The organism is Duganella sp. GW821-FHT01E12, from assembly GCF_059422325.1.
The window spans coordinates 658,901-684,661 of record NZ_JBWKWR010000002.1 but is presented as its reverse complement, the minus strand read 5'-3'; the positions used below and the strand labels follow the sequence as shown (position 1 = coordinate 684,661).

General features: G+C 60.2%; 23 protein-coding genes and 1 tRNA gene. 15 read left to right on the top strand and 9 right to left on the bottom strand.

All coding sequences use genetic code 11. From position 1 onward, the window contains the following. Positions 1 to 11: 11 nt before the first annotated feature. A complete protein-coding gene (locus AC07WS_RS08295) occupies positions 12 to 986 on the top strand; it encodes a quinone oxidoreductase family protein (RefSeq protein ID WP_494728580.1) in 975 nt (324 codons plus the stop codon). A gap of 99 nt (positions 987 to 1,085) precedes the next feature. Here AC07WS_RS08295 and AC07WS_RS08290 read toward each other — a convergent pair whose 3' ends face one another. Beyond that, the gene (locus AC07WS_RS08290) at positions 1,086 to 1,757 is read right to left on the bottom strand and encodes a DUF4136 domain-containing protein (RefSeq protein WP_494728579.1); all 672 of its coding nucleotides are present in this window, start codon (positions 1,755 to 1,757) and stop codon (positions 1,086 to 1,088) included. A gap of 199 nt (positions 1,758 to 1,956) precedes the next feature. Here AC07WS_RS08290 and pepN point away from each other — a divergent pair, with 199 nt between their 5' ends. From pepN to AC07WS_RS08270, 4 genes are all read left to right on the top strand, one after another. Continuing rightward, positions 1,957 to 4,635: an aminopeptidase N gene (gene pepN / locus AC07WS_RS08285; RefSeq protein ID WP_494728578.1), complete on the top strand. Its 2,679-nt coding sequence runs from the start codon at positions 1,957 to 1,959 to the stop codon at positions 4,633 to 4,635. Between the two features lie 42 nt (positions 4,636 to 4,677). Further along, positions 4,678 to 5,679 (top strand): class 1 fructose-bisphosphatase, encoded by a 1,002-nt coding sequence (locus tag AC07WS_RS08280; RefSeq protein WP_117011885.1) that lies wholly within the window; start codon positions 4,678 to 4,680, stop codon positions 5,677 to 5,679. Positions 5,680 to 5,785: 106 nt separating this feature from the next. Further along, positions 5,786 to 5,861 (top strand) — tRNA-Thr (locus AC07WS_RS08275). 192 nt (positions 5,862 to 6,053) lie between these two features. Beyond that, positions 6,054 to 7,283 (top strand): tyrosine-type recombinase/integrase, encoded by a 1,230-nt coding sequence (locus AC07WS_RS08270; RefSeq protein WP_494728577.1) that lies wholly within the window; start codon positions 6,054 to 6,056, stop codon positions 7,281 to 7,283. Between the two features lie 69 nt (positions 7,284 to 7,352). Here AC07WS_RS08270 and AC07WS_RS08265 read toward each other — a convergent pair whose 3' ends face one another. Continuing rightward, positions 7,353 to 7,592, bottom strand: coding sequence for a helix-turn-helix transcriptional regulator (locus tag AC07WS_RS08265; RefSeq protein ID WP_494728576.1), 240 nt, complete (start codon positions 7,590 to 7,592; stop codon positions 7,353 to 7,355). Between the two features lie 857 nt (positions 7,593 to 8,449). On the opposite strand from AC07WS_RS08265, the gene AC07WS_RS08260 reads away from it, so the two are divergent. After that, positions 8,450 to 9,316 (top strand): phage integrase N-terminal domain-containing protein, encoded by an 867-nt coding sequence (locus tag AC07WS_RS08260; protein ID WP_494728575.1) that lies wholly within the window; start codon positions 8,450 to 8,452, stop codon positions 9,314 to 9,316. Positions 9,317 to 9,762: 446 nt separating this feature from the next. On the opposite strand, the gene AC07WS_RS08255 is transcribed toward AC07WS_RS08260, so the two are convergent. Next, positions 9,763 to 10,311: a hypothetical protein gene (locus AC07WS_RS08255; RefSeq protein ID WP_494728574.1), complete on the bottom strand. Its 549-nt coding sequence runs from the start codon at positions 10,309 to 10,311 to the stop codon at positions 9,763 to 9,765. 375 nt (positions 10,312 to 10,686) lie between these two features. On the opposite strand from AC07WS_RS08255, the gene AC07WS_RS08250 reads away from it, so the two are divergent. Genes AC07WS_RS08250 through AC07WS_RS08235 form a run of 4 tightly spaced genes read left to right on the top strand, consistent with a single transcriptional unit; the run spans position 10,687 to position 16,733 of the window. Next, positions 10,687 to 11,808, top strand: coding sequence for an AAA family ATPase (locus tag AC07WS_RS08250; RefSeq protein ID WP_494728573.1), 1,122 nt, complete (start codon positions 10,687 to 10,689; stop codon positions 11,806 to 11,808). Continuing rightward, a complete protein-coding gene (locus AC07WS_RS08245; RefSeq protein ID WP_494728572.1) occupies positions 11,808 to 12,224 on the top strand; it encodes a bpX5 domain-containing protein in 417 nt (138 codons plus the stop codon). Before AC07WS_RS08250 ends, AC07WS_RS08245 begins: the two co-directional genes overlap by 1 nt. Next, positions 12,221 to 14,032, top strand: a complete 1,812-nt coding sequence (locus AC07WS_RS08240; protein ID WP_494728571.1) for a hypothetical protein — start codon at positions 12,221 to 12,223, stop codon at positions 14,030 to 14,032. Before AC07WS_RS08245 ends, AC07WS_RS08240 begins: the two co-directional genes overlap by 4 nt. Continuing rightward, positions 14,022 to 16,733 carry a bpX6 domain-containing protein gene (locus tag AC07WS_RS08235; RefSeq protein ID WP_494728570.1) on the top strand — a complete coding sequence of 904 codons (2,712 nt, stop codon included), beginning with the start codon at positions 14,022 to 14,024 and terminating at the stop codon, positions 16,731 to 16,733. The genes AC07WS_RS08240 and AC07WS_RS08235 overlap by 11 nt, the downstream gene beginning before the upstream one ends. Positions 16,734 to 16,961: 228 nt before the next feature. Here the strand turns inward: AC07WS_RS08235 and AC07WS_RS08230 are convergent, their stop codons facing one another. Next, complete coding sequence (locus AC07WS_RS08230; protein WP_494728569.1) at positions 16,962 to 17,840, bottom strand: energy transducer TonB family protein; 879 nt, start codon at positions 17,838 to 17,840, stop codon at positions 16,962 to 16,964. Positions 17,841 to 18,675: 835 nt separating this feature from the next. On the opposite strand from AC07WS_RS08230, the gene AC07WS_RS08225 reads away from it, so the two are divergent. Next, positions 18,676 to 19,944: a Fic family protein gene (locus AC07WS_RS08225; RefSeq protein ID WP_494728568.1), complete on the top strand. Its 1,269-nt coding sequence runs from the start codon at positions 18,676 to 18,678 to the stop codon at positions 19,942 to 19,944. A gap of 62 nt (positions 19,945 to 20,006) precedes the next feature. Here the strand turns inward: AC07WS_RS08225 and AC07WS_RS08220 are convergent, their stop codons facing one another. The 3 genes from AC07WS_RS08220 to AC07WS_RS08210 all read right to left on the bottom strand — a co-directional run bounded on the left by AC07WS_RS08220 (position 20,007) and on the right by AC07WS_RS08210 (position 22,188). Next, positions 20,007 to 20,990 (bottom strand): zinc-dependent alcohol dehydrogenase family protein, encoded by a 984-nt coding sequence (locus AC07WS_RS08220; protein WP_494728567.1) that lies wholly within the window; start codon positions 20,988 to 20,990, stop codon positions 20,007 to 20,009. A gap of 34 nt (positions 20,991 to 21,024) precedes the next feature. Next, a complete protein-coding gene (locus tag AC07WS_RS08215) occupies positions 21,025 to 21,462 on the bottom strand; it encodes a universal stress protein (protein WP_494728566.1) in 438 nt (145 codons plus the stop codon). Positions 21,463 to 21,540: 78 nt separating this feature from the next. Next, on the bottom strand, positions 21,541 to 22,188 hold the full coding sequence (locus AC07WS_RS08210; protein ID WP_494728565.1) for a Clp protease ClpP: 648 nt from the start codon (positions 22,186 to 22,188) through the stop codon (positions 21,541 to 21,543). 268 nt (positions 22,189 to 22,456) lie between these two features. On the opposite strand from AC07WS_RS08210, the gene AC07WS_RS08205 reads away from it, so the two are divergent. Together AC07WS_RS08205 and AC07WS_RS08200 are read left to right on the top strand one after the other, a co-directional pair. Next, a complete protein-coding gene (locus tag AC07WS_RS08205; protein WP_494728564.1) occupies positions 22,457 to 23,050 on the top strand; it encodes a rhomboid family intramembrane serine protease in 594 nt (197 codons plus the stop codon). 88 nt (positions 23,051 to 23,138) lie between these two features. Beyond that, complete coding sequence (locus AC07WS_RS08200; RefSeq protein WP_494728563.1) at positions 23,139 to 23,792, top strand: energy transducer TonB; 654 nt, start codon at positions 23,139 to 23,141, stop codon at positions 23,790 to 23,792. On the opposite strand, the gene AC07WS_RS08195 is transcribed toward AC07WS_RS08200, so the two are convergent. Together AC07WS_RS08195 and AC07WS_RS08190 are read right to left on the bottom strand one after the other, a co-directional pair. Continuing rightward, the gene (locus tag AC07WS_RS08195; RefSeq protein WP_494728562.1) at positions 23,793 to 24,161 is read right to left on the bottom strand and encodes a DUF5329 family protein; all 369 of its coding nucleotides are present in this window, start codon (positions 24,159 to 24,161) and stop codon (positions 23,793 to 23,795) included. A gap of 7 nt (positions 24,162 to 24,168) precedes the next feature. After that, positions 24,169 to 24,357, bottom strand: a complete 189-nt coding sequence (locus AC07WS_RS08190) for a hypothetical protein (RefSeq protein ID WP_117011873.1) — start codon at positions 24,355 to 24,357, stop codon at positions 24,169 to 24,171. Between the two features lie 132 nt (positions 24,358 to 24,489). Between AC07WS_RS08190 and msrA the strand changes: the two genes are divergently transcribed. Further along, positions 24,490 to 24,990 carry a peptide-methionine (S)-S-oxide reductase MsrA gene (gene msrA / locus AC07WS_RS08185; protein ID WP_494728561.1) on the top strand — a complete coding sequence of 167 codons (501 nt, stop codon included), beginning with the start codon at positions 24,490 to 24,492 and terminating at the stop codon, positions 24,988 to 24,990. A 119-nt stretch (positions 24,991 to 25,109) separates the two neighbouring features. Beyond that, entirely contained in the window at positions 25,110 to 25,517 is a 408-nt protein-coding gene (locus tag AC07WS_RS08180) for a DUF1842 domain-containing protein (protein ID WP_494728560.1), read from the top strand. The last annotated feature ends 244 nt before the right edge of the window (positions 25,518 to 25,761 follow it).

Sequence of the window (25,761 nt, the reverse complement as noted above, 5' to 3'; positions counted from 1 at the left end):
CGGAGGCAGACATGACCAAGGCAATCCGCATCAACCGCGTCGGCGGCCCGGAGGTAATGGAACTGGTGGACGTGGAACTGGGCCCGCCCGGTCCCGGCGAAGCGCAGGTGCGCCACGAGGCGATCGGCCTGAACTTCATCGACGTCTACTTCCGCACCGGCCTGTATCCGCAGCCGCTGCCGGGCGGCCTGGGCATGGAGGGCGCCGGCGTGGTGGAGGCGGTGGGCGAGGGCGTGACCGAGGTGCAGGTGGGCGACCGCGTGGCCTATGCGGGCCGGCCGATCGGCGCCTACGCCGAGGCGCGCAATATGCCGGCCGCGCAGCTGCTGGTGCTGCCGGAGAAGATAGGCTTCGACACGGCGGCCGCGATGATGCTGCAAGGGTTGACGGTGCAGTACCTGTTCCACCGCACGGTGCCGCTGAAGGCCGGCGACACCATCCTGTTCCACGCGGCGGCCGGCGGCGTCGGGCTGATCGCCTGCCAGTGGGCCAGGGTGATGGGCGTGACCTTGATCGGCACGGTGGGCTCGGACGAGAAGGCGGCGCTGGCCACCGAGCATGGCGCGCACCACGTCATCAACTACAACCGGGAAAACTTCACCGAGCGGGTGAGGGAGATCACCGGCGGCAAGGGCGTGGCGGCGGTGTACGACTCGATCGGCAAGGACACCTTCATCGGCTCGCTCGACTGCCTGCGGCCGCTGGGCACGATGGTCAGCTTCGGCAACGCGTCGGGGCCGGTGCCGCCGTTCAGCCTGAGCGAGCTGGCCAATCGTGGATCGCTGTTCATCACGCGGCCGTCGCTGATGGCCTACATGGCCACCCGCGCGGATCTGGAGGCGGCGGCCAAGTCGCTGTTTGGCGTGGTGGGCAGCGGCGAAGTCAAGATCGACGTCCGCCAGCGTTATGCCTTGGCCGATGTAGCGCGGGCCCACACCGAGCTGGAAGCGCGCAAGACCACCGGCTCGTCCATCCTGCTGCCGTAAAAACCTCGGGGGTCAAGTCTGACATTCGGACACGAGCTCTGCCGTAGCAGCCGCTACGGCAGAGCTCGTGTCCGAATGTCAGACTTGACCCCCGCCTTTTTAGCCGGCCTTGGGCGGCGTGGCGTCGACCGTTTCGGTCTTCGGATCGATGGTCAGGTCGACCTTGCGCGGCACGCCGTTCACGCCAGGGAAGCCGGTGAAGGCGCTTTGCACCAGCGCCGGCATCACGTGCGGCGTGGCCTGCACGCGGCTGGTGTTCTGCACGGTGACGTCGTACAGCTTGCGGCCGTCGATGGTGTTGATGGTCACGCGCAGCTGGCGCTGGTACTCATGCTTGATGCGCTCCTCCACCATCACCGGGCCGTAGTAGCGGAACGGATCGTAGAAGTACGGACGGTAGCCCCAGCGCGAATACCCCCAGCCGTAACGGCCGAAACCCGGACCCCAGTACGGTCCCATGAAGGGATCGTCCGCCTCCAGCACCCGCACCGGATGGTCGATGGTGCTGAATTTCATGCCAACGAGCAACTTCGGCTGCTGGTTGCCGGTCGCCTGGTGGAAACCCAGCTTGCCCAGCTCGTTGCTCACGAGTACCTGATAGTTGCGGTATTCCAGCGTGTCGTCCGCGCCCTGCGGGGCCTCGAACGCATAGGATTTGTCCTGCAGGTCGGCCGGCCAGGCGTTGAAGGCCGTGACGTCGCTGTGGATGGTGGTGGCGCAGCCACTCAGCAGCATGACCGCTGCGGTGGCCAGCAAGGCGAGATATTTCATGATATTGCCTCTCTTAGTTTCAGACGGTATTTTTCAATCCTAAGTTTACGACGGCGGACCTGAGCTTGCACGATTATTACAGAATGTTACGGCAAGGTGGAAACCAGCAACTTATCTGCGCCCCCGCAGGCAATTCGCCCGTCCTCCCGCGGCTGGTATTGGTAAAATAGGCTTTTGCTTACGTCACCAGAGTCCTCCAATGCGCACAGACAGCAGTCCACAGACGATATTCCGCAAAGATTACACCCCTCCCGCCTACCTGGTTGATACCGTGGAACTCGGCTTCGACCTCGATCCCGACCGCACCGTGGTGGCCAACCGCATCACCATGCGCCAGAACCCGGCCGGCCGGGGCCGCGACATCGTGCTGCACGGCGAGGAGATCGAACTGGTGGCGCTGCGCATGAACGGCAAGCCGCTGGCGCCGACGGAATACCAGCTGGCCGGCAGCACGCTGACTATCCGCAAGGCGCCGGCCAAGGCGGTGCTGGAAATCGAAACCCTGTGCGCGCCGGTGCAGAACACCAGCCTGTCCGGCCTGTATGTCTCGAACGGTAATTTCTTCACCCAGTGCGAGGCCGAAGGCTTCCGCCGCATCACCTATTTCCCGGATCGCCCGGACGTGATGGCCAAGTACACCGTGATGCTGCGCGCCGACAAGGCGACCTATCCGGTGCTGCTGTCGAACGGTAATCTGATCGAAGAGGGGGACCTCGGCGACGGCCGCCACTACGCCAAGTGGGAAGACCCGTTCAAGAAGCCGTCCTACCTGTTCGCGCTGGTGGCGGCGCGCCTGGTGTGCCAGGAAGAGCGCTACACGCTGCAGTCGGGCCGCGAGGTGCTGCTGCAGGTGTGGGTGGAGGAGGGCAACCTCGACAAGACCGACTACGCCATGCAGTCGCTGAAGAATTCGATCCGCTGGGACGAGCAGCGCTTCGGCCTGGAGCTGGACCTGGACCGCTTCATGATCGTCGCCGTGGGCGACTTCAACATGGGCGCGATGGAGAACAAGGGCCTGAACATCTTCAACACCAAGTTCGTGCTGGCCAACCCGCGCGTGGCCACCGACGTGGACTACGCCGGCATCGAGGCCGTGGTCGGCCACGAATACTTCCACAACTGGACCGGCAACCGCGTGACCTGCCGCGACTGGTTCCAGCTGTCGCTGAAGGAAGGCCTGACCGTGTTCCGCGACCAGGAGTTCAGTGCCGACATGATCGGCACCGACAGCGGCCGCGCCGTCACCCGCATCGACCAGGTGCGCACCTTGCGCCAGGCCCAGTTCCCGGAGGACGCCGGCCCGATGTCGCACCCGGTGCGGCCCGACTCCTTCGTCGAGATCAACAACTTCTACACCGTGACCGTGTATGAAAAGGGCGCCGAAGTGGTGCGCATGTATCAGACCCTGCTGGGCCGCGACGGCTTCCGCAAAGGCATGGACCTGTACTTCAAGCGCCACGACGGCCAGGCCGTCGAATGCGACGACTTCCGCGCCGCCATGGCCGACGCCAACGGCCGCGACCTGCGCCAGTTCGAGCGCTGGTACTCGCAGGCCGGCACGCCCATCGTCACCGCCCGCACGCGCTACGACGCCGTCAAGCGCAACTTCGACATCATCCTCAGCCAGCGCGCGCCGTCGTCCTCGTCGGCCTCCGCCGGCCAGGCCGACAAGCTGCCCTTCCACATCCCGGTGGCGGTCGGCCTGCTGAGCGCAAGCGGCAAGGACCTGCCGCTGACGCTGGAAGGCGGCAAGCACGCCAAGGGCGCCACCACGGTGGTGCTGGAGTTGACCGAGCAGGAGCAGATCTTCCGCTTCCGCCACGTCGACGAGCGGCCCACGCCATCGATCCTGCGCGACTTCTCGGCGCCGGTGATCCTCGAATACGACTACACCGACGACGAACTGCTGCACCTGTTCAGTCACGACAGCGACCCGGTCAACCGCTGGGAAGCGGGCCAGCGGCTGGCGATGGAGCGCCTGCTCAAGCTGACCGCGCAAGTGGCGGCGGCCGGCGGCAGCGACGCCGGCCTGAAACTGGACGCCACCTTCATCGACGCCCAGCGCGCCGTGCTGACCGACGACACGCTGGACCCGGCCTTCCGCGAACTGGCGCTGATCCTGCCGTCGGAAATCATCATCGCCGAGCAGATGGACGTGGTCGACCCGCAGGCCATCCACGTGGCGCGCCAGTTCATGCGCCGCACCATCGGCGCGGCCCTGAAGAGCGAGCTGCTGGCGCAATACCACGCCAACCAGACGCCCGGCGCCTACAGCCCGGACGCGCTGTCTGCCGGCAAGCGCGCGCTGAAGAACCTGTGCCTGTCCTACCTGATGGTGGCGCCGGACATGGCGGAACTGAAGCTCGCGCAGCAGCAGTTCGAAAAGGCCGGCAACATGACCGACCGTTCCGCCGCGCTGGTGTCGATGATTCACAGCGGCGCCGAAGCGGGCCCGTACCTGAAGGCGTTCTACCAGGACTTCGAACACGAGGCGCTGGTGATCGACAAATGGTTCGCCATGCAGGCCGCCGCGCCGACCACCAACGTGGCCGCCGTGCGCAAGCTGATGCAGCATCCGGCCTTCACGCTGAAGAATCCGAACCGCGCGCGCAGCCTGATCTTCAACTTCACCAGCGCCAACCCGTCGCAGTTCCACGCGGCGGACGGCAGCGCGTATGAATTCTGGGCCGAATTCGTCATCAAGCTCGATGCGATCAACCCGCAGGTGGCGGCGCGCCTGGCGCGCGGCATGGACCGCTGGCGCCGTTACGCGCCGGCGCTGCAGGCCAAGATGAAAAAGGCGCTGGAAAAAGTCGCCGGCCGCGCCAAGCTGTCGAACGACGTGCTGGAAGTGGTCACCAAGGCGCTGGCCAATTAAGCATAACAATTTATACGATTTATATTCAACGCAAGGGAAACCATGAAACGCATCAGCCTCACACAATACCTGGTGGAAGAACAGCGCCAGAACAACTCGATCCCGGCCGAACTGCGCCTGCTGATCGAAGTGGTCGCGCGCGCCTGCAAAACCATCAGCCACTCGGTGGGCAAAGGCGCGCTGGGTGAAGTGCTCGGCACCGCCGACACCGAGAACATCCAGGGCGAAGTGCAGAAAAAGCTGGACATCATCTCCAACGAAATCCTGCTGGAAGCGAACGAATGGGGCGGCCACCTGGCGGCGATGGCATCGGAAGAGATGGAATCGATCCACCCGATTCCGAACCGCTATCCAAAAGGCGAATACATGCTGCTGTTCGACCCGCTGGACGGCTCGTCGAACATCGACGTCAACGTCTCCATCGGCACCATCTTCTCTGTGCTGAAGGCGCCGGAAGGCATGGGCCAGCCGACCGAGGCCGACTTCATGCAGGCCGGCACCAAGCAGGTGGCCGCAGGCTACGCCGTGTACGGCCCGCAGACCATGCTGGTGCTCACCACCGGCAATGGCGTCAACTGCTTCACGCTGGACCGCGAGATGGGTTCGTGGGTGCTCACGCAGCGCGACATGCAGATTCCGGCCAAGACCAAGGAATTCGCGATCAACATGTCGAACCAGCGCCACTGGCACGCGCCGGTGCAGCGCTACGTCAGCGAACTGCTGGCCGGCGACACCGGCCCGCGCGGCACCAACTTCAACATGCGCTGGATCGCCTCGATGGTGGCGGACGTGCACCGCATCCTGAACCGCGGCGGCATCTTCATGTACCCGGCCGACACGCGCGACACGTCGATGCCAGGCAAGCTGCGCTTGATGTACGAGGCGAATCCGATGGCGTTCATCGTCGAACAGGCGGGCGGCGCGGCCACCGACGGCCAGAACCGCATCATGGAGATCCAGCCGCACAAGCTGCACCAGCGCGTGCCGGTGTTCCTGGGTTCGCGGGACGAAGTGGCGGTGGTGACGGGCTACCACGCGGGCTGAGAAGCTTCAAAACCGCACAAAGCAATGATATTTTTGCAGCATGGCTAAAATTTATCGTGCAGGGACTAGCGTGTAGCAAGAAATATTTGTTAGAATGTGCGACTTCGCCGCTTTAGCTCAGTTGGTAGAGCAGTTCATTCGTAATGAAAAGGTCGCCAGTTCGATTCCGGCAAGCGGCACCAGAACACAGCAGTAAGAAATACCAAGAAGTCTAAAAACCCGCTCTCCTCATAGGAGAAGCGGGTTTTTTATTGTCTCTTCAAATCCGTCGGAGTACCATAAAATCCACGACGAGTGAGGGACCAAAAGGCGTCTGGTCCCTCACTTGGAAGTTTGGTCCCTCATTTGGCGCCAGATCACTCCGGGAGGCAGTCATGGCCCTTACCGACCTTTTCGTACGGAAACTCAAGCATTCCGGCAAACCCAGCGGCGACAAATATAGCGACGGCCGATCGCTGTACCTACTTGTCAAAGAGTCAAACAAGTACTGGCGCATGAATTACCGCTTCGATGGCAAGCACAAGACCTTGGCTCTCGGCATCTATCCTGAAGTCTCGCTGGCGGAAGCACGCGAGCTATGCGCGGATGCACGTAAGCAGTTGCGGGCCGGTGTCGATCCAAAGCCGCCGAAGGTTGACGCGCGTGCGGATCTGCAGGAGCCTGATCAAAACACCTTTGAGGCGCTGGCGCGTCAGTGGCTGACGAAGATGGAGGCCAGCCGCAGCGCGCACACCCAGGACAAGGTACTGGCCTGGCTAGAACACGATCTGTTCCCCTTCATCGGCAACTTGCCGGTATCGACTATCAAGCCGCGCGACATTCTTGGCGTCATACAGCGCGTCGAAGCGCGCGGCGCGATCGACTCGGCCCACCGCATCAAACAGGTGTGCGGCCAGATCCTGCGCTATGGCGTGGCGATCGGCTGGCTGGAGCGCGACGTGACACCGGACTTGAAGGGCGCACTGGTTGCCATACCGAGGACGAATTTCGCGGCGATCACGGAGCCGAAGGAGCTGGCGGTGTTGTTACGCTCGATATCCGCCTATAACGGTCACGTGGTGGCCGTGGCGGCGTTAAAACTTACGCCTATGCTGTTTGTGCGTCCGGGAGAATTACGCGCCGCAGAATGGCGGGAATTCGATCTGGATGCGGCGGAGTGGCGCATCCCGGCGGCGAAAATGAAAATGAAGTTGGAGCACATGGTGCCGCTCCCCACGCAAGCGGTGGAAATTCTTCGCGAACTTTACCGCGTGACCGGGCATGGAAAGTATGTCTTCCCCAGTCTCCGTACAGAGGATGCATGTATGAGCGAGAACACCATCAACGCAGCGCTGCGCGGCATGGGGTTCGCGAAAGATGTCATGACGGCACATGGTTTCCGTGCGACGGCGCGGACGATCCTGGACGAGGTGCTGAACGAGCGTGTGGATCTGATCGAGCATCAACTGGCGCACCGCGTGATCGATCCGAACGGGCGCGCATACAACCGCACCGCGCATCTACCGGCCCGCGCTGCGATGATGCAGCGCTGGGCCGACTACCTCGATAAGCTGCGTCTCGGTGCCGACGTTATTCCGATCCGTCCTGCTCCGGGGATTGGCTAGTGTTGACCGTGGCGTTATTGGGCACGCTTGTAGATGATTTGGATGAGCAAGGCTATGTGGCGATACTGGTCACGGCAACTGGGCTGATTGACGTTGCTTCACTGCGCGCAGCTTGATCTTGAGTTCGACCCATTCCTGCACTTCGCTTTGGAGCCAAGCCACGGAGCGCGCTGAAATCCTGATCGGCTCGGGGAACTGGCGCTCCTTGATATTGTTGTACAGCGTGCTTCGGGACATTCCGCATATTCGCAATACTTCCTTCAGGCGAATTAAGCGAATGGTTTCGGGGAGACTGTTGTAGGTTCTCATGTTGTCCTCCAGCGTTGGTTGTCGTTGTACGATACGATGCACCGTTGTCCGTGCAAGCGCCAATCGAAATCAGGCTGTTTATCGCGGCCCATTTCCTATCAGCGTTCGACAAATAAATCGGCGAAAATTTTATGTCGGTGATGCCGGCGCGGTGCCAAGTGGAGGACAATATGCTTTTCGACGCGAGGGGATCGTCCTTCGCGCAACTTGGCATCGCGCCAAGCGTCTGCGCTCGTCACGCGCCCTTAGATAATGCATTCGTGCATAGCTGCATCTTAGATTGGCTTCGCCTTTGAGCGAGCCTGTGATCAGCCTGGATTGGCTGTATCCATATTGCGCATCCTTCCCCTGAGGACGATGCGCGTCACATCGTGCGCATTCACGCACCGTCCCCACCTCACGCGGCGATCTGCCGCCGCGTGCATGTCGATACGCCGCCCTAGTCCGCGGCGCAAACCGCGCGTCGTTACTGGCGGCCTGCTGCCAGTGACGACGCGCTCGCAACCAAGCGCTATATGGGCTGCGCCACTGTTTTCTCAGTGACGGCGGCCAGTGACAGCGGATCTACCGCCATCAGCGCAGCAGAACGCTGCTTGCCAACCTTGCCCCTCGTGGGCCGACAACGTGTGCGAGGCACACCCCATGGACCCTGGGTAACTGGTCCCACCGCGATCAGGCTTCTACAAGGAGCGGATCGCGGCGCCATACGCGCATGCGGCGCGGGCAAGCAGTGAACATACCGCAAACACGGGAGTGGTGTCCCGGGGCCTTTACAAACCGTCCTTGCTGCGGCAAGCACGGTGGCCAGAAACACTCATCGGACTCGATCACACCAAGTTTTATTTTAGGAGCATGCGATGCGCGACTTGAACTATCAACTCAAGCAGCTGTGCGACCGTAATCGCGACGGCAGCTATGCCACGCAGTCCGACCGCGCGCGGATACTGTCGCACGTGGCCAACCAGTTGCACGATCTCGGATATCGCCATATGAATGCTGACAGTCTGCGTCCCAAGCATGTGGATGCGTTGGTGCAGAAGTGGAAGGCCGATGGCATCAGCGCCGGCACGATGAAGAACCGAATGAGCGCCATGCGATGGTGGGCGCAGAAGATCGGCAAGGACAACATCATCGCGCGCGACAACGCCAGTTACGACATCGACAAGCGCACCTTTGTCACCAATATCTCCAAGGCCAAGGTGCTTGATGATGCGCGCCTGGTCAAGATCACGGATGCGTACACGGCGATGTCGCTGCGACTGCAATCCGCGTTTGGCTTGAGGCGCGAGGAGAGCATCAAGATCGTTCCCGCGTGGGCCGATGGCGGCGATCGACTAAAGCTTAAGGATACATGGACCAAGGGTGGCAAGTATCGCGAGATCGCCATTCGCGCGCCTGAACAGCGCACGGTGCTCAATGAGGCCAAGCGGCTTGCAGCTGACGGAAGTCTTATTCCATCTAACCTGCGATACCGCGATCAGCTCCAGCGCTTTCGCGCTCAATGCAACAAGGCGGAAATTCATGGAGTTCATGGGCTGCGTCACCGGTATGCGCAAGAACGATACAAACAACTCACTGGATGGCAATGTCCCGCTCGTGGAGGTCCACGTTCAACTCAACTCACTCAGGAGCAGAGGCAGTATGATCTTTCGGCTCGCTTGCTTTTGTCCGATGAAATGGGGCATGGCCGTGAGCAGATTACGGCAGTCTACTTGGGTCGATAAATCTTAAGGGACAGGGCATGCGAAACAGAGGAGCGGACACATCTTCATCGTCCCTCATACGCACGATTGATCGCCGCTGCCGCTGCCTTGAGGTTAACGGCAACGATAAATTTGTCGGGCGAATAAAGGAAAAATGAGGGGCGCTTCGACGTGCAATTGAACGCTGACGTTATTAAAATCCTGTGGTCGTTGTTACTGGGCATAAAATATTACGTCTAGCTGGTGCGCTACTTCATCAACGTCTTGAGGCGCGGATCATCCAGCTTGAATACCTCTCGGCAGTCGCCATCATATAGGCATATAGAATCACCTGGTTGCATGTCTTCGCGTCGCATCCACACAAGGATGCTCTTCCTCTGCACTACCACCATGCCTTCACAGCCTGGTGGCGGTAGTATCTTGGCCAACAATTCCGCTACCGATGGAATAAATGCTTGTGCGCTCATTTAGGATGCCTCTCGGTGGTAATGAAAGTTGAGGCTCTTGGAAACTCGGATCCAGAGATGATGATGCAGTTCAATTTGGACGTACCGATTTTGAAGCTGATTTGCTTTGACCATAGCAGTTATTTCGTCTACTGCACGCGAGGCTTCAGCTTGAATGGATTTTTCGACAGCCTGCCAAGTCGGCCAATTGGCCCCTGGTCGCATGATATAGCGCCAACGCGGTGCGACGGCGCGCAATTCAATGAGCTCCAACTCGACTGCATGTTGTACGTCATTTGCCGAGAACGGATTCCCACTCGGATGGTTGTGGGTGAAGAGGGTTTTGTTCACGCCGCTCAGCTCATGTGGCTGGAACAGAATGTTGGTGGGTGTTCCCGTCTTACGAAATACGAGCGAGCCATCGGGTTGGAAGAATGCACCCGTTTCGTTCGGATTGTGCCGAACGGTGGTTTCAAATCCGACGGCGGCGAGCCTTGCAGGCGTAGACGTGTCTGGGGCGATGCGAGGGCAATTCGGGTCGTACACCGAAAAATCCCATGAATTTTGCATGTCGGATGACCGCCGAGAGATTGTTTGTTTTTCGCCGAGCTATCTATAATTTCAGCTTATTTCGGCGAGTCATTTAAAACCCTTGATGATTCATATTAGATGTAAATACCGTTGATGGCAAAAAAATAATTTACCTGAGCCAGTCACTGTTGCCCGCAGGTCACATTGTATAGATGGTGTCGTCGCTCGGCTTGACCCGTAGCAGGTTCCAGCCGCGCAGAGGCGGCCATAAAATACTACGAAATTAGATTAAATTTTTGCGCAAACGGCGGTCGTTAGTTTTGGCTCAAGTTTTGCAAAAAGAGTTTCCACAAGACACTACGATTATTTCTTGTTAATATGTTAAACCATTCTTTAACATTGACTAGAGCACCTATGACATTGCCTGTGAATCAAGCCGCCCAGCGTTTGTGTTCCGCCATCCATGAGGCCACGACTGGTCTGGTCGATCGCGAGCAATTGGCTGAACTGATGATACTTGCGGCCGTGGCGAAGGAGCATTTGCTGGTGATCGGGCCGCCCGGCACTGCGAAGAGCGCGGTGGTGCGGCGTGTAGCGCATAGTCTCGGTGGGCAATATTTCGAGTATCTGCTGGGCCGTTTCACTGAGCCATCTGAGTTGTTCGGCCCTGTCAACCTGAGCAAACTCCGCGAAGGCCAAGTGGAAACCGATATTGCCGGCATGCTGCCGGAGGCGGAAATAGCTTTCCTCGATGAGGTTTTCCTCGGTTCGACCGCCATCCTCAATACTTTGCTGGGACTGCTGAACGAACGCCAGTTTCGGCGCGGCCACACGCGTATCCATTGCCCTCTGCGGGTCTGCGTTGGCGCTGCAAATGCTCTGCCCGAGGACGAAGGCCTGGCAGCGTTCGCCGACCGTTTCCTGCTTCACGTGTTTGTCGAGCCAGTTCCTGATAATCGCCTGGAAGAGCTGCTGGCCGGCGGCTGGGCGGTCGGCCAGCGCGACGTGACGACCATGGCCGACTTGGCCAGCCTTGATGTGTTGAACCGGGCCGTGCCACACGTCGACATGGAGGGCGTGCGGTTGGCGCTGGCACAGGCGATCCGTCTGCTGCGGCAGGCCCATGTGCAATTATCGGACCGTCGCATTGTCAAGGCGCAGCAGCTTATCGCGGCGGCGGCTGTTCTGGCCGGGCGTGAGGCGGCCACTCGTGCCGACTTATGGCCGCTGTTGTACGTTATCCCAACCGCCGCTGGTCAACTCAGCGCGCGCGAAACCCTGCGTGAGCTGCTGGCCGAAGCCAGCCATCCTTTGCTGCACGCGGTGGTCGAGCAGGTCGCACAGCAGCCCATGGCGCGGGTGGCACGGCTTGCCGAGAGCGCCGACCTGCTGCTGGCCGACGTCGGCGGCGACGGCGCCCGGTCGCGGATCGAAGCATTGCTGCGCGAAATTGACGCCAACTTCGATGCGACGCAGATGCCGGATCAACTGGGCGAACGTCGTCAGCGCCTGATCGCCGCAGCGAGCGAACGCTGATGCCGATGATGGCTTGGCAAACGCGCCCTGTCGCGCTGACGCCAGCTGGATTGGTGGCGTCGGGATCGCTGGTTTCCGCGTTATTGTCGCTGCTGCGCCAATGCGAGCCTAAACAGCTGTCGGCGCTGTCAGTGGTAGCTACGCGCGACCTTGTCGTGCTGCTTGGCGCTAACGAAACGCTGCCGTGGATCGACGGTGCGCGCTACTGTGCCCCGGATCCGGACGCGCGCAATTTGTGGACTCCGACGCATCTGGTGCCTGCGCTGCCGGCAGACCTGGTACAAGCAAATCTGATTGAGCGTGCCGGCACCAGTCCTGTAATACTGTGGCACGCGCCGGAGCAGTTGCTGCCGCTGGCCGGCGCACAAGCGCTGACGCCAGCCTTGCTGGACTGGCTGGCCCAGGAGCTGACATGACAGCGTTGCCGGCAGCACTGGAGCCTTGGGGCCACTGGCTCAACTTGTTCCCCCCTGATTTGGCGCCCGCTGTCGGCGCTCTGCTGCTGCGCTTGCATCCTTTGGTCGGCAAACTTAGCACTGCTACATTGGCGCGCGGCGCCGATCCCGCTGGCATCGGCAACATCGTCCGGCGCGGCCAATACGAGCGCCTGCTGATGACAGAGTGGGTTTATGCCGACGCCGAGCCGGACGAGTTTTTGCGCCGCGCCGGTAGCGGCGAGTTGCTGTTCAATGGCCCGGAGCCTGCGGTGCACCAACGTTCTTTGCGTAGCGTCGCGCTATTCGACGCCGGCCCGACCCAGTTGGGCGAGCCGCGTCTCGCGCATCTGGCGCTTTTCATCCTGCTTGCACGCCGCGCTCAGCAAGCAGGCGCTCAATTCAGCTGGGGAATCTGGCATCGGCCGGGTGTGCTGTACGAGGACGCCGGACTGGACGGCCTGCGCAGGCTGATCAAATCGCGCACCCTGCAAGCGGCATCCGCTGACGCGAGCCAGCAGTGGGAAGCCATGCTCGGAGGTGATCTGGCCGACTGCTGGCTGATCGGAGTCGCCGGTGACGGGCCCAAGCAGGGCCGTGATCGAGTCGCCATTCGCCGCGCTCTGAGCGGCAATCATCTCAACGTCAGCTTGCAGCAGAGGCGCGACCGCCGCACATTGCAACTGGAATTGCCCGACGCTCCGACTGGAGTGCGCCTGCTGAGAAAGCCGTTTGAGCCAAGCGTGCCGCCGGGCGTTATCCATCATTCGAATAGCCGGCCGTCACGCGCGCAAGCACCTCGCTTTTCCAGTGGCGGCAACTTGGTCTGTGTGCCGCAACTTAACGGCGCTGCGATCGTCTATCACGTGCCGCAGTCGGCGCGTGTCAAGCCTGGCAAGTTCCGCATCCTGTCCGTGCCGACGCATGGTGCCATCCTTGCCGCAGGCGTATTCAAACCCAGTCTGTCGTACATCACCACGGGTGGTGGAACGCTTGGTTTTTATGGTTTTCCTGGCCCGTTGTTTTCAAGTAAAAAGATCGTTTGTGACCGACCGCCGCTGGAAGACTTTTATGCACCACCTGGTATGGCGCGTTGGTTGCAGGCGTTCTATCTGCTGTCACGTCACCAGGTCAAGCGATACGAACACGTCGTCGTACTCGATACCAAAAGGCGACTGGTTTGCTGGCAAGCCAGCCCTCCAGTGCCGCATACGGGAACGCCCACGATTTCCTTCCACCACGTACTGGATAACGTGATCGGCGTCTATCAGCTTAATGACGCACTGTTTATCGGCTGTGCCGATGGCGACGGCGTTCAGTTTTACAACTGGCAAAGTCAGAATTCGTCGCCAAACAAGATGATGCGGATCGAGCAAAAAGGCAGCCTGCTATTGTTTGGCGTGCTCAAAGGCACACCCGCTGGCCATGGTGGCAGTTTGCTGGCGATAAAAACCGGCGCGACCCAATGGTGGGTGGGTAGCTACAACAAGGGTGAGTCGATGGAGATCGACGACGGCGCGACCGTGCTCGGCGTCGCAATCAGCCAGAAGCATCTCAAACCCGGGTTGGTAGTACTGCATCCGGGACGTCGCCGCATCGAATTGCGCGTTGGCCAGTTGCGCTCCGAACTGGCTGTCTCGCCGGAACCGATACAGCAGGCTAGCATGGATCCTGGCAGTGCCCGCATCTCCTGGATCACCGCCAAAACCAGTACCGTCGTCGTGCGGAATATCGATGAGGAACAACCTCTGTTGCAAATTTCCTGCGATCGGGGCGGTGATGACGAATAACGTACGTCGCCCTCTCTACGACGGCATGCAGATGGTGCATGCGCTGTGGTTCGATTTAGCGCTGATCGGCGAGGCTGAGGCGCGCCGGCGCGTGTTGGGTCACTGGGCACCCGGCGCGCGGCTACATCTGGTGCAGGACGGCTTCTTGCTGATGCTGGCGGCGCCGCGTTACGGCTACTGTGCCACGCTAGATGGCCTGCCGCTGTGCGAACAGGCGGGGATCCTGGGTAGTGCACCGCTGGCGGCGGACGAACGGGCGGCAACTCCGCCTTCCAGCATCTGGCTGGTACGTGCGGCGCAGGCGCAGCTGATCAGCCTTGTAGCGTCGCCGCGCATTGATCCCGCCGCCTGGCTTGATCTGCGCGCAATTCCGCTGCATGTGCCGTTGCGACCGCCGCGCGCCGTCGCTTCTGTTACCGCTGACGCGGGCCTGCTGGAAACGACACCTGTACGTGAAATTTTCTCGGGATCTATTCCGCCGCCAAGCGACAAGCGCGACGATTTTCTTAGACAGGTCGACAAGGTCCAGCATGGCGGAAAGGCCGCGCTGCGCGGCGTTGGTATCGCACTGGCCGTGGTGGGCATGGCCGCAGTCTTGATGGGCGCGGTGCCGCTGGGTTTGATAAGGTTGTTTGGTCGCGGCGCGCGGCCGGTTTCCGCGCAACCGGCCAGTTCTCGCACAAGGAGGTCACCGTCGGCGCTGGAGCAACGTCTGGCAGCGTTGATGACCCGACTGGCGATTTTTACGCGCGCCTCCAAGGTCATCGGCTGGCGTCAGGCCGCCTATCTGCGCAAGATGATGAACCTGCTTGAAAAAGGCGACACGCGTGAGGCGCTACGCCATGCGATCCCCCTTGACGCGCTGTCACAGGCAAATCGCCCAGCCTTCGGTACCCCACGCCCGCGCGCTAGCCTGGAGATTTCCGGCCCGAGCCAAACGCGCACAGCGATCAGTCTTGGTAGCGAGCTAGAGCAGTATTTACGCACCACCTACCGCCGCACATTCGAGCGACTTGACCGCGAAGGCAAGATCGACGAAGCCACTTTCGTGCTGGCGGAACTGCTCAAGTGCGGTGGTGAGGCGGTCGACTATCTGGAGAAAAAAGGCCGCGTCAAGCAAGCCGCCCAACTGGCGGAAACAATGGAGCTGGCGCCGGAAATCGCCGTGCGATTGTGGTGCATGGCGGGCAATGTCGAACGGGCGGTGCAACTGGCGCGGCTCGGCCAGGCGTTTGCCGCAGCGGTTCAACTGCTGGAGCGACGCCAAAGCCCGCAAGCGCCGGCGATGCGGTTGTTGTGGGCGGAGGATCTGGCGTTGCGTGGCCAGCTAACCGAAGCGGCGGAGGCCATCTGGCCATTGCCGGAACAGCATGGCAGGGCGCTGGCATGGCTGCTGGAAGGCGAGCGCGCCGGCGGCACGTTGGGTCTGCGGGCACTACTCAAAAAGCTGGCGCTGCTGCCGGGCAGTCTGGCTGAGAGTGAAGCAGTCGTGATGCAATTACTTGACGACGACAGTGAATCGGGTGCTCAGCAGCGAATGCGCCTGGGTACGGAATTGCTGATGCTGTCGCAGCATTCGCAGGCCACCAAGCGCGTGGCTGCCGAATTGATGCGTCCGCTGCTGGCCGATCGTATGGCGGAGCGCAACAGGTTCGACAAGAAATCGCTGACCAAGCTGCTGTCGCTGTCCGATGGTGAGGTCTTGCAGGCCGACCTGCCGTCGCTGGCCATCTCCACCAAGACACCGCCTTCGGGGCTGACCGGACGTACCGATCTGCTTCAGGTGCATCTCGCCGAGCGCGGCCTGTTGACGATACACGATGCGCGTCGCCTGCCGGACGGACACTATCTGCTGGCGCTCGGCGAGGGCGGCGTGATCCGCATCGACCGGCATGGCCGACAACTAGCGCAGTTCCCCGTGCCGGCGACGCGGCTGGTGATGGCGACCGGCGGACAGCGCGCGCTGGCACTGGTACAGCGCGACAGCATGTGGCGCGTCAGCCGCATCGATCTGATTGCTCGCAAAGTGTCGGACTGGATTATCCAGCCGCTGCGCTTCTGGGCCGAGCAATATGATGGCTTGGTCTGGAATGCGGTGATCGACAACCGGCTGGTCGCTATCGATACCAGCAAAGACCAGTTGGCGGTGAGCTGGCAAGTGGCCGACTTGCCGGGCCGGGTGGTCGCTTTCCTTGAAGAGCATGGGACGCAAACCTTGTTGCTGTCGACTGCGGAGGACATCCAGCAATGGCGCTATCAACTGCCTGCTCGACGGCTGATGCAACGCGACAGCTTCCCGCATCCGGACTACGCAGTATTGGCTCTGCTGCCTCACAGTTCGCGCGACGCACCGACTGTGATCCGTAAGCGCGGCGATGTGGCGTCTCCATCGCTGCAGGTCTATAACGGCGGCGCCTCTGTGCCATTTACGCTCGCGTTGGAGGTGATTGCCTCCTCGCCGGAGGTCGCACAAGCCTCAGGCTTTCTGCTGGTGCAGAGCTATCCAGAGGACGGCGATACGCTGGACTGCCTCGTAGCCGATGGTAGAACGGGAAAAATCCTTGCCCATTTGTTGTTGGCGGAGTGCGAGTCGGCGCGCGTAAATCTCGATGACGGCCATATACTGTTGTTCGACCAATTGGGGCGGCTGATCGATATTTGCTGCGAAGACAGTCAAGTGCTCACGCTGACGCTGGCATAGGGGGAGCATAGATTGGGGTAAATTGTGGAATCGAACTATTTCCATTTCACATTTTGTCGGTGCTTTTGTCGGTACTTTTTTATGCCAATTTGCAATGCGAAATGTACCTAAAGGCCGTATGCAAAGTTCGATTCCGACAGGCTACCGGATTTTGCACTTGTGCCTTTGACGTGTTGGCGAATGAGCTCATCTCAGTAAATCAACACGGTAGTAGATGGTGCCAAAAAACTATTGGGCGCTCCTTTCCCTTAAAGTCTTCGAAGTTAGCGCACATGTTCTAACAGCGGCTTGGAAGTTTGGTTCTGCGACAGTTTGGCTGTAACGAACGAACACTGGTCGCAACGATAATTGAGCAAGTTCTTTGCGCTCGGACTCTTTAAGCAGTTGCATATCAAGAGGTTTGTGTGAACCTCGCTGAATATCCTCGATCAACATCTGCTGAGATAGCTCAAGAGCTCTAATTCCAATGGGCGTTTGAAATATCTGAACCAGTTCATTGGCATCTGTCTGCGAGAGCGACGTGGACATATACGCTTGGCTAACGCAAAGTCTTATATCGCTCAGGTCAGACGATGCCACCTCTTCCATATGTCTCGCATACTCTCGGTTGCTTCCTTCGCCGCGGGCGGCAAAGGCTTTTGCTGAAACTGCGGCCATTTGCTTGTAGTTCGAAATGAAGTGAGTGACATCCACTAGGCGTACAAAGGTGGTGGAATTCAAGGATTCACCGCTATTGACCAGAAAGTGGCCTTCTTTTTCAAAATTGAATCGGTAGGTAATCTCCCAAGCTGAAACATTCATTGAAGGATCGCGAACTTTGCATCCCTTGAACGGCGCACTTACTGAGACTAGGTGCTCAGCGGTCTGATCTAACTCTACATTTCCCGACGTCTCCAGGATCGTCAGTCCATCAATCTCACCGTCGGGGGTTATTGCAATCTTCATTTTCAGCTCGCCATACATGCGTTCACCGCTAGGCGACGGGTAAAGTTCGAGGCCTTTTTTTTCGATCGCCTTTTTAGTGCTGATATAGCAGAACGCTTGAAGAAAATTGCTTGTGGCTGGTGTAATGACGATTGGATCCGCGCGCGAACTGGCCTTAGTCATTGGAAGTATTTCGGAGCCGCAATAACCTTGCTGCGGAGGAGAGCAAAGCAAGAGTGTGACGACAGCACGGTATAGTTTCTGTTTCATTTTATAAAATTACCCGCGTCATCTGCGGTAACAAAACAAGGGAGGTTCACTTTGTCAGGAATGCGATACGGCAGCACCTTCCCTTGCCCTTCAAGGTGATGCACCGTATCTACAAATGAGCGGCCGCTCATTGCAGCGGCGCCATTTTCGTAGGATACCATCTTGCATATATGAAAGATGCGCAAAATGTCACGCTCATACAGGCGGGGATTAGCGATTAAACGTTTGGATACTGCATTGGTCTAACATGGGAATGGCGAAAAATTGGCTCTGACCAATGAACCCAATGCAAAATTGGAACCGTACTGGCGAACATGAGCCCGCTTGAGGGACCACCGAGGGACAAATCGGGCCCCGCAGGCCTTTTTTCATAGAGTATTCGATTCCGGCAAGCGCGCCAAAACACTATAGGGCACCTCGAAATACCGTCGTTCCCGCGCAGGCGGGAATCCCTGCGCCGCATGACCAGAGGCGCAGCAGGGACTCCTGCCCGCGTGGGAATGACGAATTGATGGTCATTCGATGCGCCCTGGGTTTGGCTGATGCTGCGGAACTTACCGCGGATCAGATCGGAGAGTCTGGGTTGTTGCGTGCCGAGGATTCCGGTCGCGCGTTGTTGCGTCAGACGGCGACTCTTGATGGCCGGCCGATCTCGTGCGCGAGTCCCGTCTTCACTAACACCTCGTCGGCGTAAGGGAGGTCGAGGTTCCCGTAGGGCGCGCTGCCGTTTTCGATGGGGATTTCGTCGATGATTTCAGTCGTATTTCCCCTCTCAGCCGGAGCGACGGCGGTGAAAGATCGCTTGTATACCCAGCATCAAATTAAAGAATGCTTTAATATTCATTCTCATATTAAAGGAATCTTTAAAATGCCGAGATCTGCCGGATTGATTGTTACGACGACAACTCTAGGCGAAAGTGTGCGCGCTTTCGTGCCCAACCCCTTGCCCCCGGCCGCGCCACCGGTGGCGCCTGAGTCGTACGCAGCCGCCAATCGTGCAGCCGAACTGGCGCTGGCCAGGCTCAACGGCGTTTCGGGCTTGGTGCCCTCTGAAGACTGGCTCCTGTACGCCGCCGTGCGCAAGGAGGCACTGCTCACCTCGCAGATTGAGGGAACGCAGGCGACGCTCGACGACCTGTTCGAGAACGAGGCCGGGATTGAGGTGGACAACGCCGATGACGTGGAGGAAGTTACCAATTACCTGCGCGCATTCCGCTTTGTGCGCGAGAACTTGCAGGCAGACGGCGGCCTTCCTATCAGTGTACGCCTGATTTGCGAGGCCCATCGGTTGCTGCTCGACGGCGTGCGCGGCGCGGGCAAACAGCCTGGAGAGTTGCGCCGGTCTCAAAACTGGATCGGCGGCACGCGACCCGGGAATGCCGTCTTTGTTCCGCCGCCGCCCGAGCGTGTGGCGGACCTGTTGGCCGATCTCGAGCGTTTCATCCATGGCGAACACGGCGAACTGCCGCCCCTCGTCAAAGTCGCGCTGGCGCACGCGCAATTCGAAACCATCCATCCTTTCCTCGACGGTAACGGTAGGATGGGCCGCCTGCTGATTTCTGCTCTGCTGGAACACTGGTCATTGATGCAAGCACCCCTGCTATACATCAGTGGCCACCTCAAGCAGCATCAAGCAGAGTATTACCGCTTGCTTTCAAGCACACGCACCGATGGCGACTGGGAAGCGTGGATCACCTTCTTCCTCGATGGAGTCGCGGCGGCGGCGGCGCAGGCGGAGCGCACGATCGTGAATCTGGCGACGCTGATTGCCAATGACCGTCGCCGGTTGCTGGAATCACCCAAGGCCGGCGCCATTGCCTACCGCCTCTTTGAATCGCTTCCCATGATGCCGCGTTTTACCGTTGAGCAGGTGAAGCAGCGTCTGACGACAACCTATCCGACCGCCAACGCGGCGGTCAAGGCCCTCGCCGACCTGGGCATCGTGCGCGAGATGACAGGCCAGCGTAAAAACCGGAGCTTCGGCTATCAGGCATATATCGATTTGCTCTCCGCATGAAGGCCACGATAAAACGGTATAAATCGTATGAATTGATGTGTCCGTCTTAATTCGGACGATGATCAGGGCGTCAATACGGCGGCACCGTCCAAGTTGCCAGCGCGCAGAGCTGCCAGCGCTGCATTGGCCTCTGCCAGCTGAAACACCGTTGTGTGCGTTTGCAGCGGACAATCGGCTGCCAGGCGGAAGAAGGCTTCGCCATCGGCGCGCGTGAGGTTGGCTACTGAGCGCAGCGTCCGCTCTTTCCACAGCAGGGAGTAGGGAAACGCCGGTATTTCGCTCATGTGGATGCCGGCGCAAATCACGCTGCCGCCGGCGCGGATTGCCGCCAGCGCTTTCGGCACCAAAGCGCCGTCCGGCGCGAACAGGATCGCGGCGTCCAGCGGAACTAGCGCGGCCTGGTCGCTGTCGCCGGCCCAGATCGCGCCCAGTGTGCGGGCGAAGTTTTGCGCGCGCGTGTCGCCGGGTCGGGTGAACGCGTACACGTCGCGCCCTTGATGGCGGGCGATCTGGCACAGGATGTGGGCGGCCGCGCCGAAACCGTACAGGCCGATGCGCTGGGCCTGGCCCGCCATCGCGTAGGCGCGGTAGCCGATCAGGCCGGCGCACAGCAGCGGCGCGGCGTGCACGTCGTCATAAGAATCCGGAAGGCGGAAGACATAGCGCGCGTCGGCCACCATGTATTCGGCGTAGCCGCCGTTCAGGTCATAGCCTGTGAAGAGGGCTTGCTCACACAGGTTTTCCGTCTGCCTGGCGCAGTAAGGGCAATGGCCGCAGCTGCCGCCCAGCCAGGCGACGCCCACACGGTCGCCGGGCGCGTAACCTTGTACTTCGGAGCCGCAACGCTCTACGTATCCGACCACTTCATGGCCGGGAATCAGCGGCGCCTTGTGCGGCGCCAATTCCCCGTCGACGATATGCAGATCGGTACGGCATACGCCGCATGCGCTCACGCGCAGCAGCAGTTGTTGCGGCGCAGGCGCGGGGATCGCTATGTGCGCGGCACGCAGCACTTCCCCTGGCCGATCCAGCAGCATGGCCAGCATTTTCCCGTCCGGCCTATGCGCACCGCTCATGATGTCAGCGGAACACCAGCACCGGGATCTGGCTGTGGGTCAGCACCTTCTGCGTTTCGCTGCCCAGCAACATGCCTTTCATGCCGCGCCGTCCGTGCGAGGCCATGCAGATCAAGTCGCATCCGTGCAGGCGCGCGGTTTCGATGATCTGCTCGTACGGCTGGTCGTCGGTGCAGATGACGGTCTTGCACTGCACGCCTATTTCGCGCGCGGCGGTTTCGATGTCGTTGAGGTAGCGCTGCGCATGCGCCTGGCTGTCGCGCAGATATTCTTCGCGGGTGGCTTCCAGCATGTCGGCGTGCGCCGTCAGTACGTGGAAGGGCGCGATCACGTGCACGGCGGTGACCGTGGCGCCGCTCTCCTTGGCGAAGGCGATGGTCTTTTGGATGATGGCGGAGGAAATATCCGAGCCGTCGGTCGGCAGTAAGATGTGCTTGAACATGATGTTCTTTCCGTAGCGTGAGCGAGTGGGGAGGGGCTGGTTACACTGTACTGCAGATCACATAAATCAGATGTACGACTAATGTTTGGCGCCGCCGGCGATGGCTACCTTGGCCTTGCGCGGTGCGGCCTGCTTGTCCTGCTCGCGCTGCAGGCGGGCCATGCGGCGCCGGATTTCATCCGAGTCCATCCACAGGTCGGAGCCTTTCAGGATGCTCTTGATTTCGCCGGTGGACAGGAACGGCTGGCAGGTGCGCGACATGAATTTCTCGAACCAGTTGCTGAGCGCCAGCGATTCGGCTTGCTGTTCGTTGCCCTTGCCGGTGAACACGCCGGAATAGATGTGGAACAGCAGCTGGCAATTGTCATGCACCACCAGTTCGTCGCCGGCCAGGAAGATGAACGCGCCCATCGAGTAGGCCCGCGCTTCCAGCACGGTGACCACGTGTGCGTTCGACGATTGCATGTTGTTGATGATTTGCAGCCCGGTGTCGAAGTCGCCGCCGGAGGTGTTCAAGTGCAGGAACACCAGGTCGTTCTCGCTGGCGGTGCGCAGGGTGTGGAACAGATCGGTGTAATAACTGGCCTGTACGATGCTGCCCGACAGGTAATACGAAATCTGCCGCAGCTGCGTGTGGTATTCGTAACGCATCAGTCCCTGAAAGGGTTCCTGGCCGGCGTCGTCCGGCTCGGTTTCATGTTCCGTGGAGACTGGTTGCTTCATCATGCGGCTCCCGCGTTATGGCGTTTTTGCGTCACGGCGCGCAGTGCCGAGACCATGGACAGCCATAGGGCACGTTGGCGGGTTTGCGTACGATAACGTTGCATCACGGGCATGATGGTTCCTTGGAGAGTTGGTGGTGTGCCAGCCGTTTCGGCCTGCTTGATTCACAAGGTAGTGCATCACCTCAACAGACGCACTAGCGGCGCTTGACTCAAATCAAAAAAACACGGAATTGATTGTGGATGCGGGCTATTGCCTGCATGATGTCCATATGGACCAGACTATGAGACCAAACAATGGGGCGGCGACGCGCCTGCTAGTCGTCACGAACGTGATCTGTTTCGTGCTGGAGTTGCTGTTCGGCGAGCGGGCCACCGCCGGCCTCGCGCTGTGGCCGCTGGGGCACGGGTTCATGCTCTGGCAGCTTGTCAGCTACGCTTTTTTGCATGCCGGCACCTTGCACCTGGTTTTTAACATGCTGGGCTTGTGGATGTTCGGCCGCAGCCTGGAGCAGGAGTTTGGCTCGCGCATGCTGCTGACTTTGTACTTCGCCAGTGTGCTGTCCGCCGCCGTCACCCAGCTGCTGTTCAGCAGCATCAGCGATGTGCAATATCCGACCGTCGGCGCATCGGGCGGGGTCTTCGGCCTGTTGCTGGCATTCGGCGTGTGCTTCCCAAGGCGCATTATCGTGCTGCTGATTCCGCCGATACCCTTGCCGGCGTGGCTCGCGGTGACGCTGTTCGCCCTGCTTGAGCTGTTCCTCGGCGTGACGAATGGCGCGCCGGATGTCGCCCATTTCGCCCATCTTGGTGGCATGGCCGGCGCCTATCTGGTGCTGCGCCGATGGCGTCTGGCGTCGCGCTAGGCGCTAGGGTGCGCGCTATGCCCAGGGCGACTTCGATCTGCTCGAGAGTTGAACCTGTAAGCAGACCGGCGTCTGATATCATCGCGCGATGAACAAGAAACTGCTTTCTGTCGCCGCCGTGGCCGGCCTGCTTGGCGTGCTCAACTTGATGAGCCACGCGGAGCAGCGAGGCCAGGCGCCGTTCCAATCGCTGGTCACACCGATCAGCTGCGCCCAGCCGCAGTGGCCGGACGAGGCGCGCCGTTATGAAATCGAAGGCGTGACGACGATCCGTTTCCAGATCGCGGAGGACGGCAAGGTGGTGCGCCCGGAAGTGTCGCAGGGCAGCGGATGGAAGATCCTCGACGATGCCGCCATCCGCGGCATTTCCCGCTGCGTGTTCAAGCCTAACCTGGACGAGGCTCGAAGCGGCGCCTCGTTCCCGATGCAATTTGTCTGGCAGTTCAGCGACGGCCCGGCAGTGCGGCCGCAGCTGGTGGCCGGCAGTTGCCAGCCCTCCGGCCGTTTCGACGGCTTCAAGGAATCCGACCGCCGGCCAAGCGGCAGCGACGGCATCCTGCTGCGCTTCCTGGTCGGCGCCGATGGCGCGCCGGCGCGCGTGGTCGCCGAACCCAACGGCCAGGCGCCGGACGTGGTGGCACAGGCGGCGGCCTATTTGCAGAGCTGCCGTTTCGCGATCGATCCGCAACAGCCGGGCCAGCGCACGGACACGGCTTTCGGTCGCGTGCTGCTCAAGCCCTAGCTATTTGCCTGCACGCAGCGCTTGCAGTTCTCCCTTGAGCCAGGCGCCGCTGGCGACGGCCGGCTGGGTGCCGCATCGCACCAGATAAGTCTTCCCCGAGCTGCTGCTGGCACTGGCCGCCAGGTCGATGAACTGTTCTGTGCTCTCGACCTGCTTTTTCTCGACCAGATAGTCGAGCTTGCGCGTCAGGTGGGTCTTCGCGTCCACCGGCGTGTACCAGCTGCCGTTGCGGTTGAACTGGCAGCCCGAGCTGGCCAGCCGGTTGAGCAAGGCGTTGATTTCCACGCGCGAGGCCGGCGGCAGTTCGGCCGCCATGCCCGAAGTCACGGCCAGCAGTAAAATGGGCAGGGCTAAGGAATTGATCTTCATGCGGGCGTTAGCGCAGGTCTTCGGCGCGGCGCTTGTCCGGTTCCGACAGCACGCGGGCGATCACGGGCAGGGGCACGCCTGCATCTTCGAGGAAAGTGGCGGCGGCTTCGCGGCCGGCGGTTTCAAGCAGGGCCAGGCCGGCGTTGACGGCGATGGCTTTGACGCGATCTGGACGCGAACGTCGTTCTATTTGCATGGATGACTCCGTTTGTTGATCAACAGCAGCCCTTGAGCTTATCACAAAGGCAATCAGAATCCTTCTTTTGGCCGGCTTGAAGAACCGGCTAATGTCGCTAAATTGTACAGAGATACTCACCAAGGATGAAACATGACAACAACTGAAAAAGCCATACTGGCCGGCGGATGCTTCTGGGGCGTGCAGGACTTGCTGCGCAAATACCCAGGCGTGCTGGCGACGCGTGTCGGCTACACCGGCGGCGACGTGCCGAACGCAACCTACCGCAACCACGGCACCCATGCCGAGGCGCTGGAAATCATCTTTGATCCGGCCGTCATCAGCTACCGCAAGATCCTGGAATTCTTCTTCCAGATCCACGATCCGACCACCCGCAACCGGCAGGGCAACGACATCGGAACGAGTTATCGCTCCGCAATCTACTATGTCAACGAGCAACAGAAGGCGACGGCCGAGGACACCATCGCCGACGTCAACGCATCCGGCTTGTGGCCGGGGAAAGTGGTCACCGAAGTGACACCGGCCGGGCCGTTCTGGCAGGCCGAACCGGAGCATCAGGACTATCTGGAGCGCATTCCCACCGGCTACACCTGCCATTTCATCCGCCCGGACTGGCAGCTGCCCAAGCGCTGACCAAAATAATATTTCCAGTCTAATCAAGCACTTGGAGGCCGGAAGGTATTCGGAAGGCAAGCTTTCCGCTTCGCCGCTACAGTTGACTCATGTTTCATCTCTATTCGTTAGGAAGTACCATGAGTCAATTATTTACAGCAGTGTATGAAGTCACCAGCGCCATCGAAGGCAACCCCACCTTGCGCTTGAACCTGGTCGTGAATGCCTTGAACGACAGCGTGATGGGCCACGCGCGGGTGGAGTTCGGCGACGGCGAAAGCGCCGGGATTTCCGTCCGCGGCCACCACACGGAAATCGACAGCGGCCAGCCCTTGCAGGCCGTGGTGCTGGCCGGATTGCCGGCGATTTTCCCGTCGCTGGAGGAGGAGCCGAACGCCTTCCAGTTGCTGATGGTGTTGCCCACTGCCGTCAAGGACGGGCAGGTTTGCTACAAGATGAGTTTTGGCGATGCGCGGCAACCGCGCATCGTCGAGGTCCGCGACGGTGTCGCGCGCGCCGTGCTGCCGGAGCTTGCCTCCGCCATGTAGCCGGCAGTACCACTTGCTTTTCGCGCAAAATTGGTACTCGCCGTTTAACACAATGTTCAATTTAAGACATTCGAAAGTCAGGGGCAAGCCACGCCGGTTTGCCTGCTGGAATTGGTTGGTAAGCACTCACACTCTCTTTCAAGTCCCACATCGAATCTTTCCGCAATAACTCTTCCTTGGTTGTAACTGGTATTTGATTGGATGTAATAAAACAAAACCACTTGACTACCACTTTTTTAAGCTC

Bases quoted from the DNA above. Each gene is read 5' to 3' on its own strand.
- AC07WS_RS08220 (WP_494728567.1), bottom strand. From the start codon at position 20,990: ATGCTGGCCATGCTGCTGGATCGGCCAGGGGAAGTGCTGCGTGCCGCG.
- AC07WS_RS08190 (WP_117011873.1), bottom strand. From the start codon at position 24,357: ATGCAAATAGAACGACGTTCGCGTCCAGATCGCGTCAAAGCCATCGCC.
- AC07WS_RS08195 (WP_494728562.1), bottom strand. From the start codon at position 24,161: ATGAAGATCAATTCCTTAGCCCTGCCCATTTTACTGCTGGCCGTGACT.
- AC07WS_RS08260 (WP_494728575.1), top strand. From the start codon at position 8,450: ATGCGCGACTTGAACTATCAACTCAAGCAGCTGTGCGACCGTAATCGC.
- AC07WS_RS08215 (WP_494728566.1), bottom strand. From the start codon at position 21,462: ATGTTCAAGCACATCTTACTGCCGACCGACGGCTCGGATATTTCCTCC.
- AC07WS_RS08210 (WP_494728565.1), bottom strand. From the start codon at position 22,188: ATGATGAAGCAACCAGTCTCCACGGAACATGAAACCGAGCCGGACGAC.
- AC07WS_RS08245 (WP_494728572.1), top strand. From the start codon at position 11,808: ATGCCGATGATGGCTTGGCAAACGCGCCCTGTCGCGCTGACGCCAGCT.
- AC07WS_RS08255 (WP_494728574.1), bottom strand. From the start codon at position 10,311: ATGCAAAATTCATGGGATTTTTCGGTGTACGACCCGAATTGCCCTCGC.
- msrA (WP_494728561.1), top strand. From the start codon at position 24,490: ATGACAACAACTGAAAAAGCCATACTGGCCGGCGGATGCTTCTGGGGC.
- AC07WS_RS08180 (WP_494728560.1), top strand. From the start codon at position 25,110: ATGAGTCAATTATTTACAGCAGTGTATGAAGTCACCAGCGCCATCGAA.
- AC07WS_RS08290 (WP_494728579.1), bottom strand. From the start codon at position 1,757: ATGAAATATCTCGCCTTGCTGGCCACCGCAGCGGTCATGCTGCTGAGT.
- AC07WS_RS08205 (WP_494728564.1), top strand. From the start codon at position 22,457: ATGGACCAGACTATGAGACCAAACAATGGGGCGGCGACGCGCCTGCTA.
- AC07WS_RS08240 (WP_494728571.1), top strand. From the start codon at position 12,221: ATGACAGCGTTGCCGGCAGCACTGGAGCCTTGGGGCCACTGGCTCAAC.
- AC07WS_RS08270 (WP_494728577.1), top strand. From the start codon at position 6,054: ATGGCCCTTACCGACCTTTTCGTACGGAAACTCAAGCATTCCGGCAAA.
- AC07WS_RS08280 (WP_117011885.1), top strand. From the start codon at position 4,678: ATGAAACGCATCAGCCTCACACAATACCTGGTGGAAGAACAGCGCCAG.
- AC07WS_RS08235 (WP_494728570.1), top strand. From the start codon at position 14,022: ATGACGAATAACGTACGTCGCCCTCTCTACGACGGCATGCAGATGGTG.
- AC07WS_RS08250 (WP_494728573.1), top strand. From the start codon at position 10,687: ATGACATTGCCTGTGAATCAAGCCGCCCAGCGTTTGTGTTCCGCCATC.
- AC07WS_RS08200 (WP_494728563.1), top strand. From the start codon at position 23,139: ATGAACAAGAAACTGCTTTCTGTCGCCGCCGTGGCCGGCCTGCTTGGC.
- pepN (WP_494728578.1), top strand. From the start codon at position 1,957: ATGCGCACAGACAGCAGTCCACAGACGATATTCCGCAAAGATTACACC.
- AC07WS_RS08225 (WP_494728568.1), top strand. From the start codon at position 18,676: ATGATTTCAGTCGTATTTCCCCTCTCAGCCGGAGCGACGGCGGTGAAA.
- AC07WS_RS08230 (WP_494728569.1), bottom strand. From the start codon at position 17,840: ATGACTAAGGCCAGTTCGCGCGCGGATCCAATCGTCATTACACCAGCC.
- AC07WS_RS08295 (WP_494728580.1), top strand. From the start codon at position 12: ATGACCAAGGCAATCCGCATCAACCGCGTCGGCGGCCCGGAGGTAATG.
- AC07WS_RS08265 (WP_494728576.1), bottom strand. From the start codon at position 7,592: ATGAGAACCTACAACAGTCTCCCCGAAACCATTCGCTTAATTCGCCTG.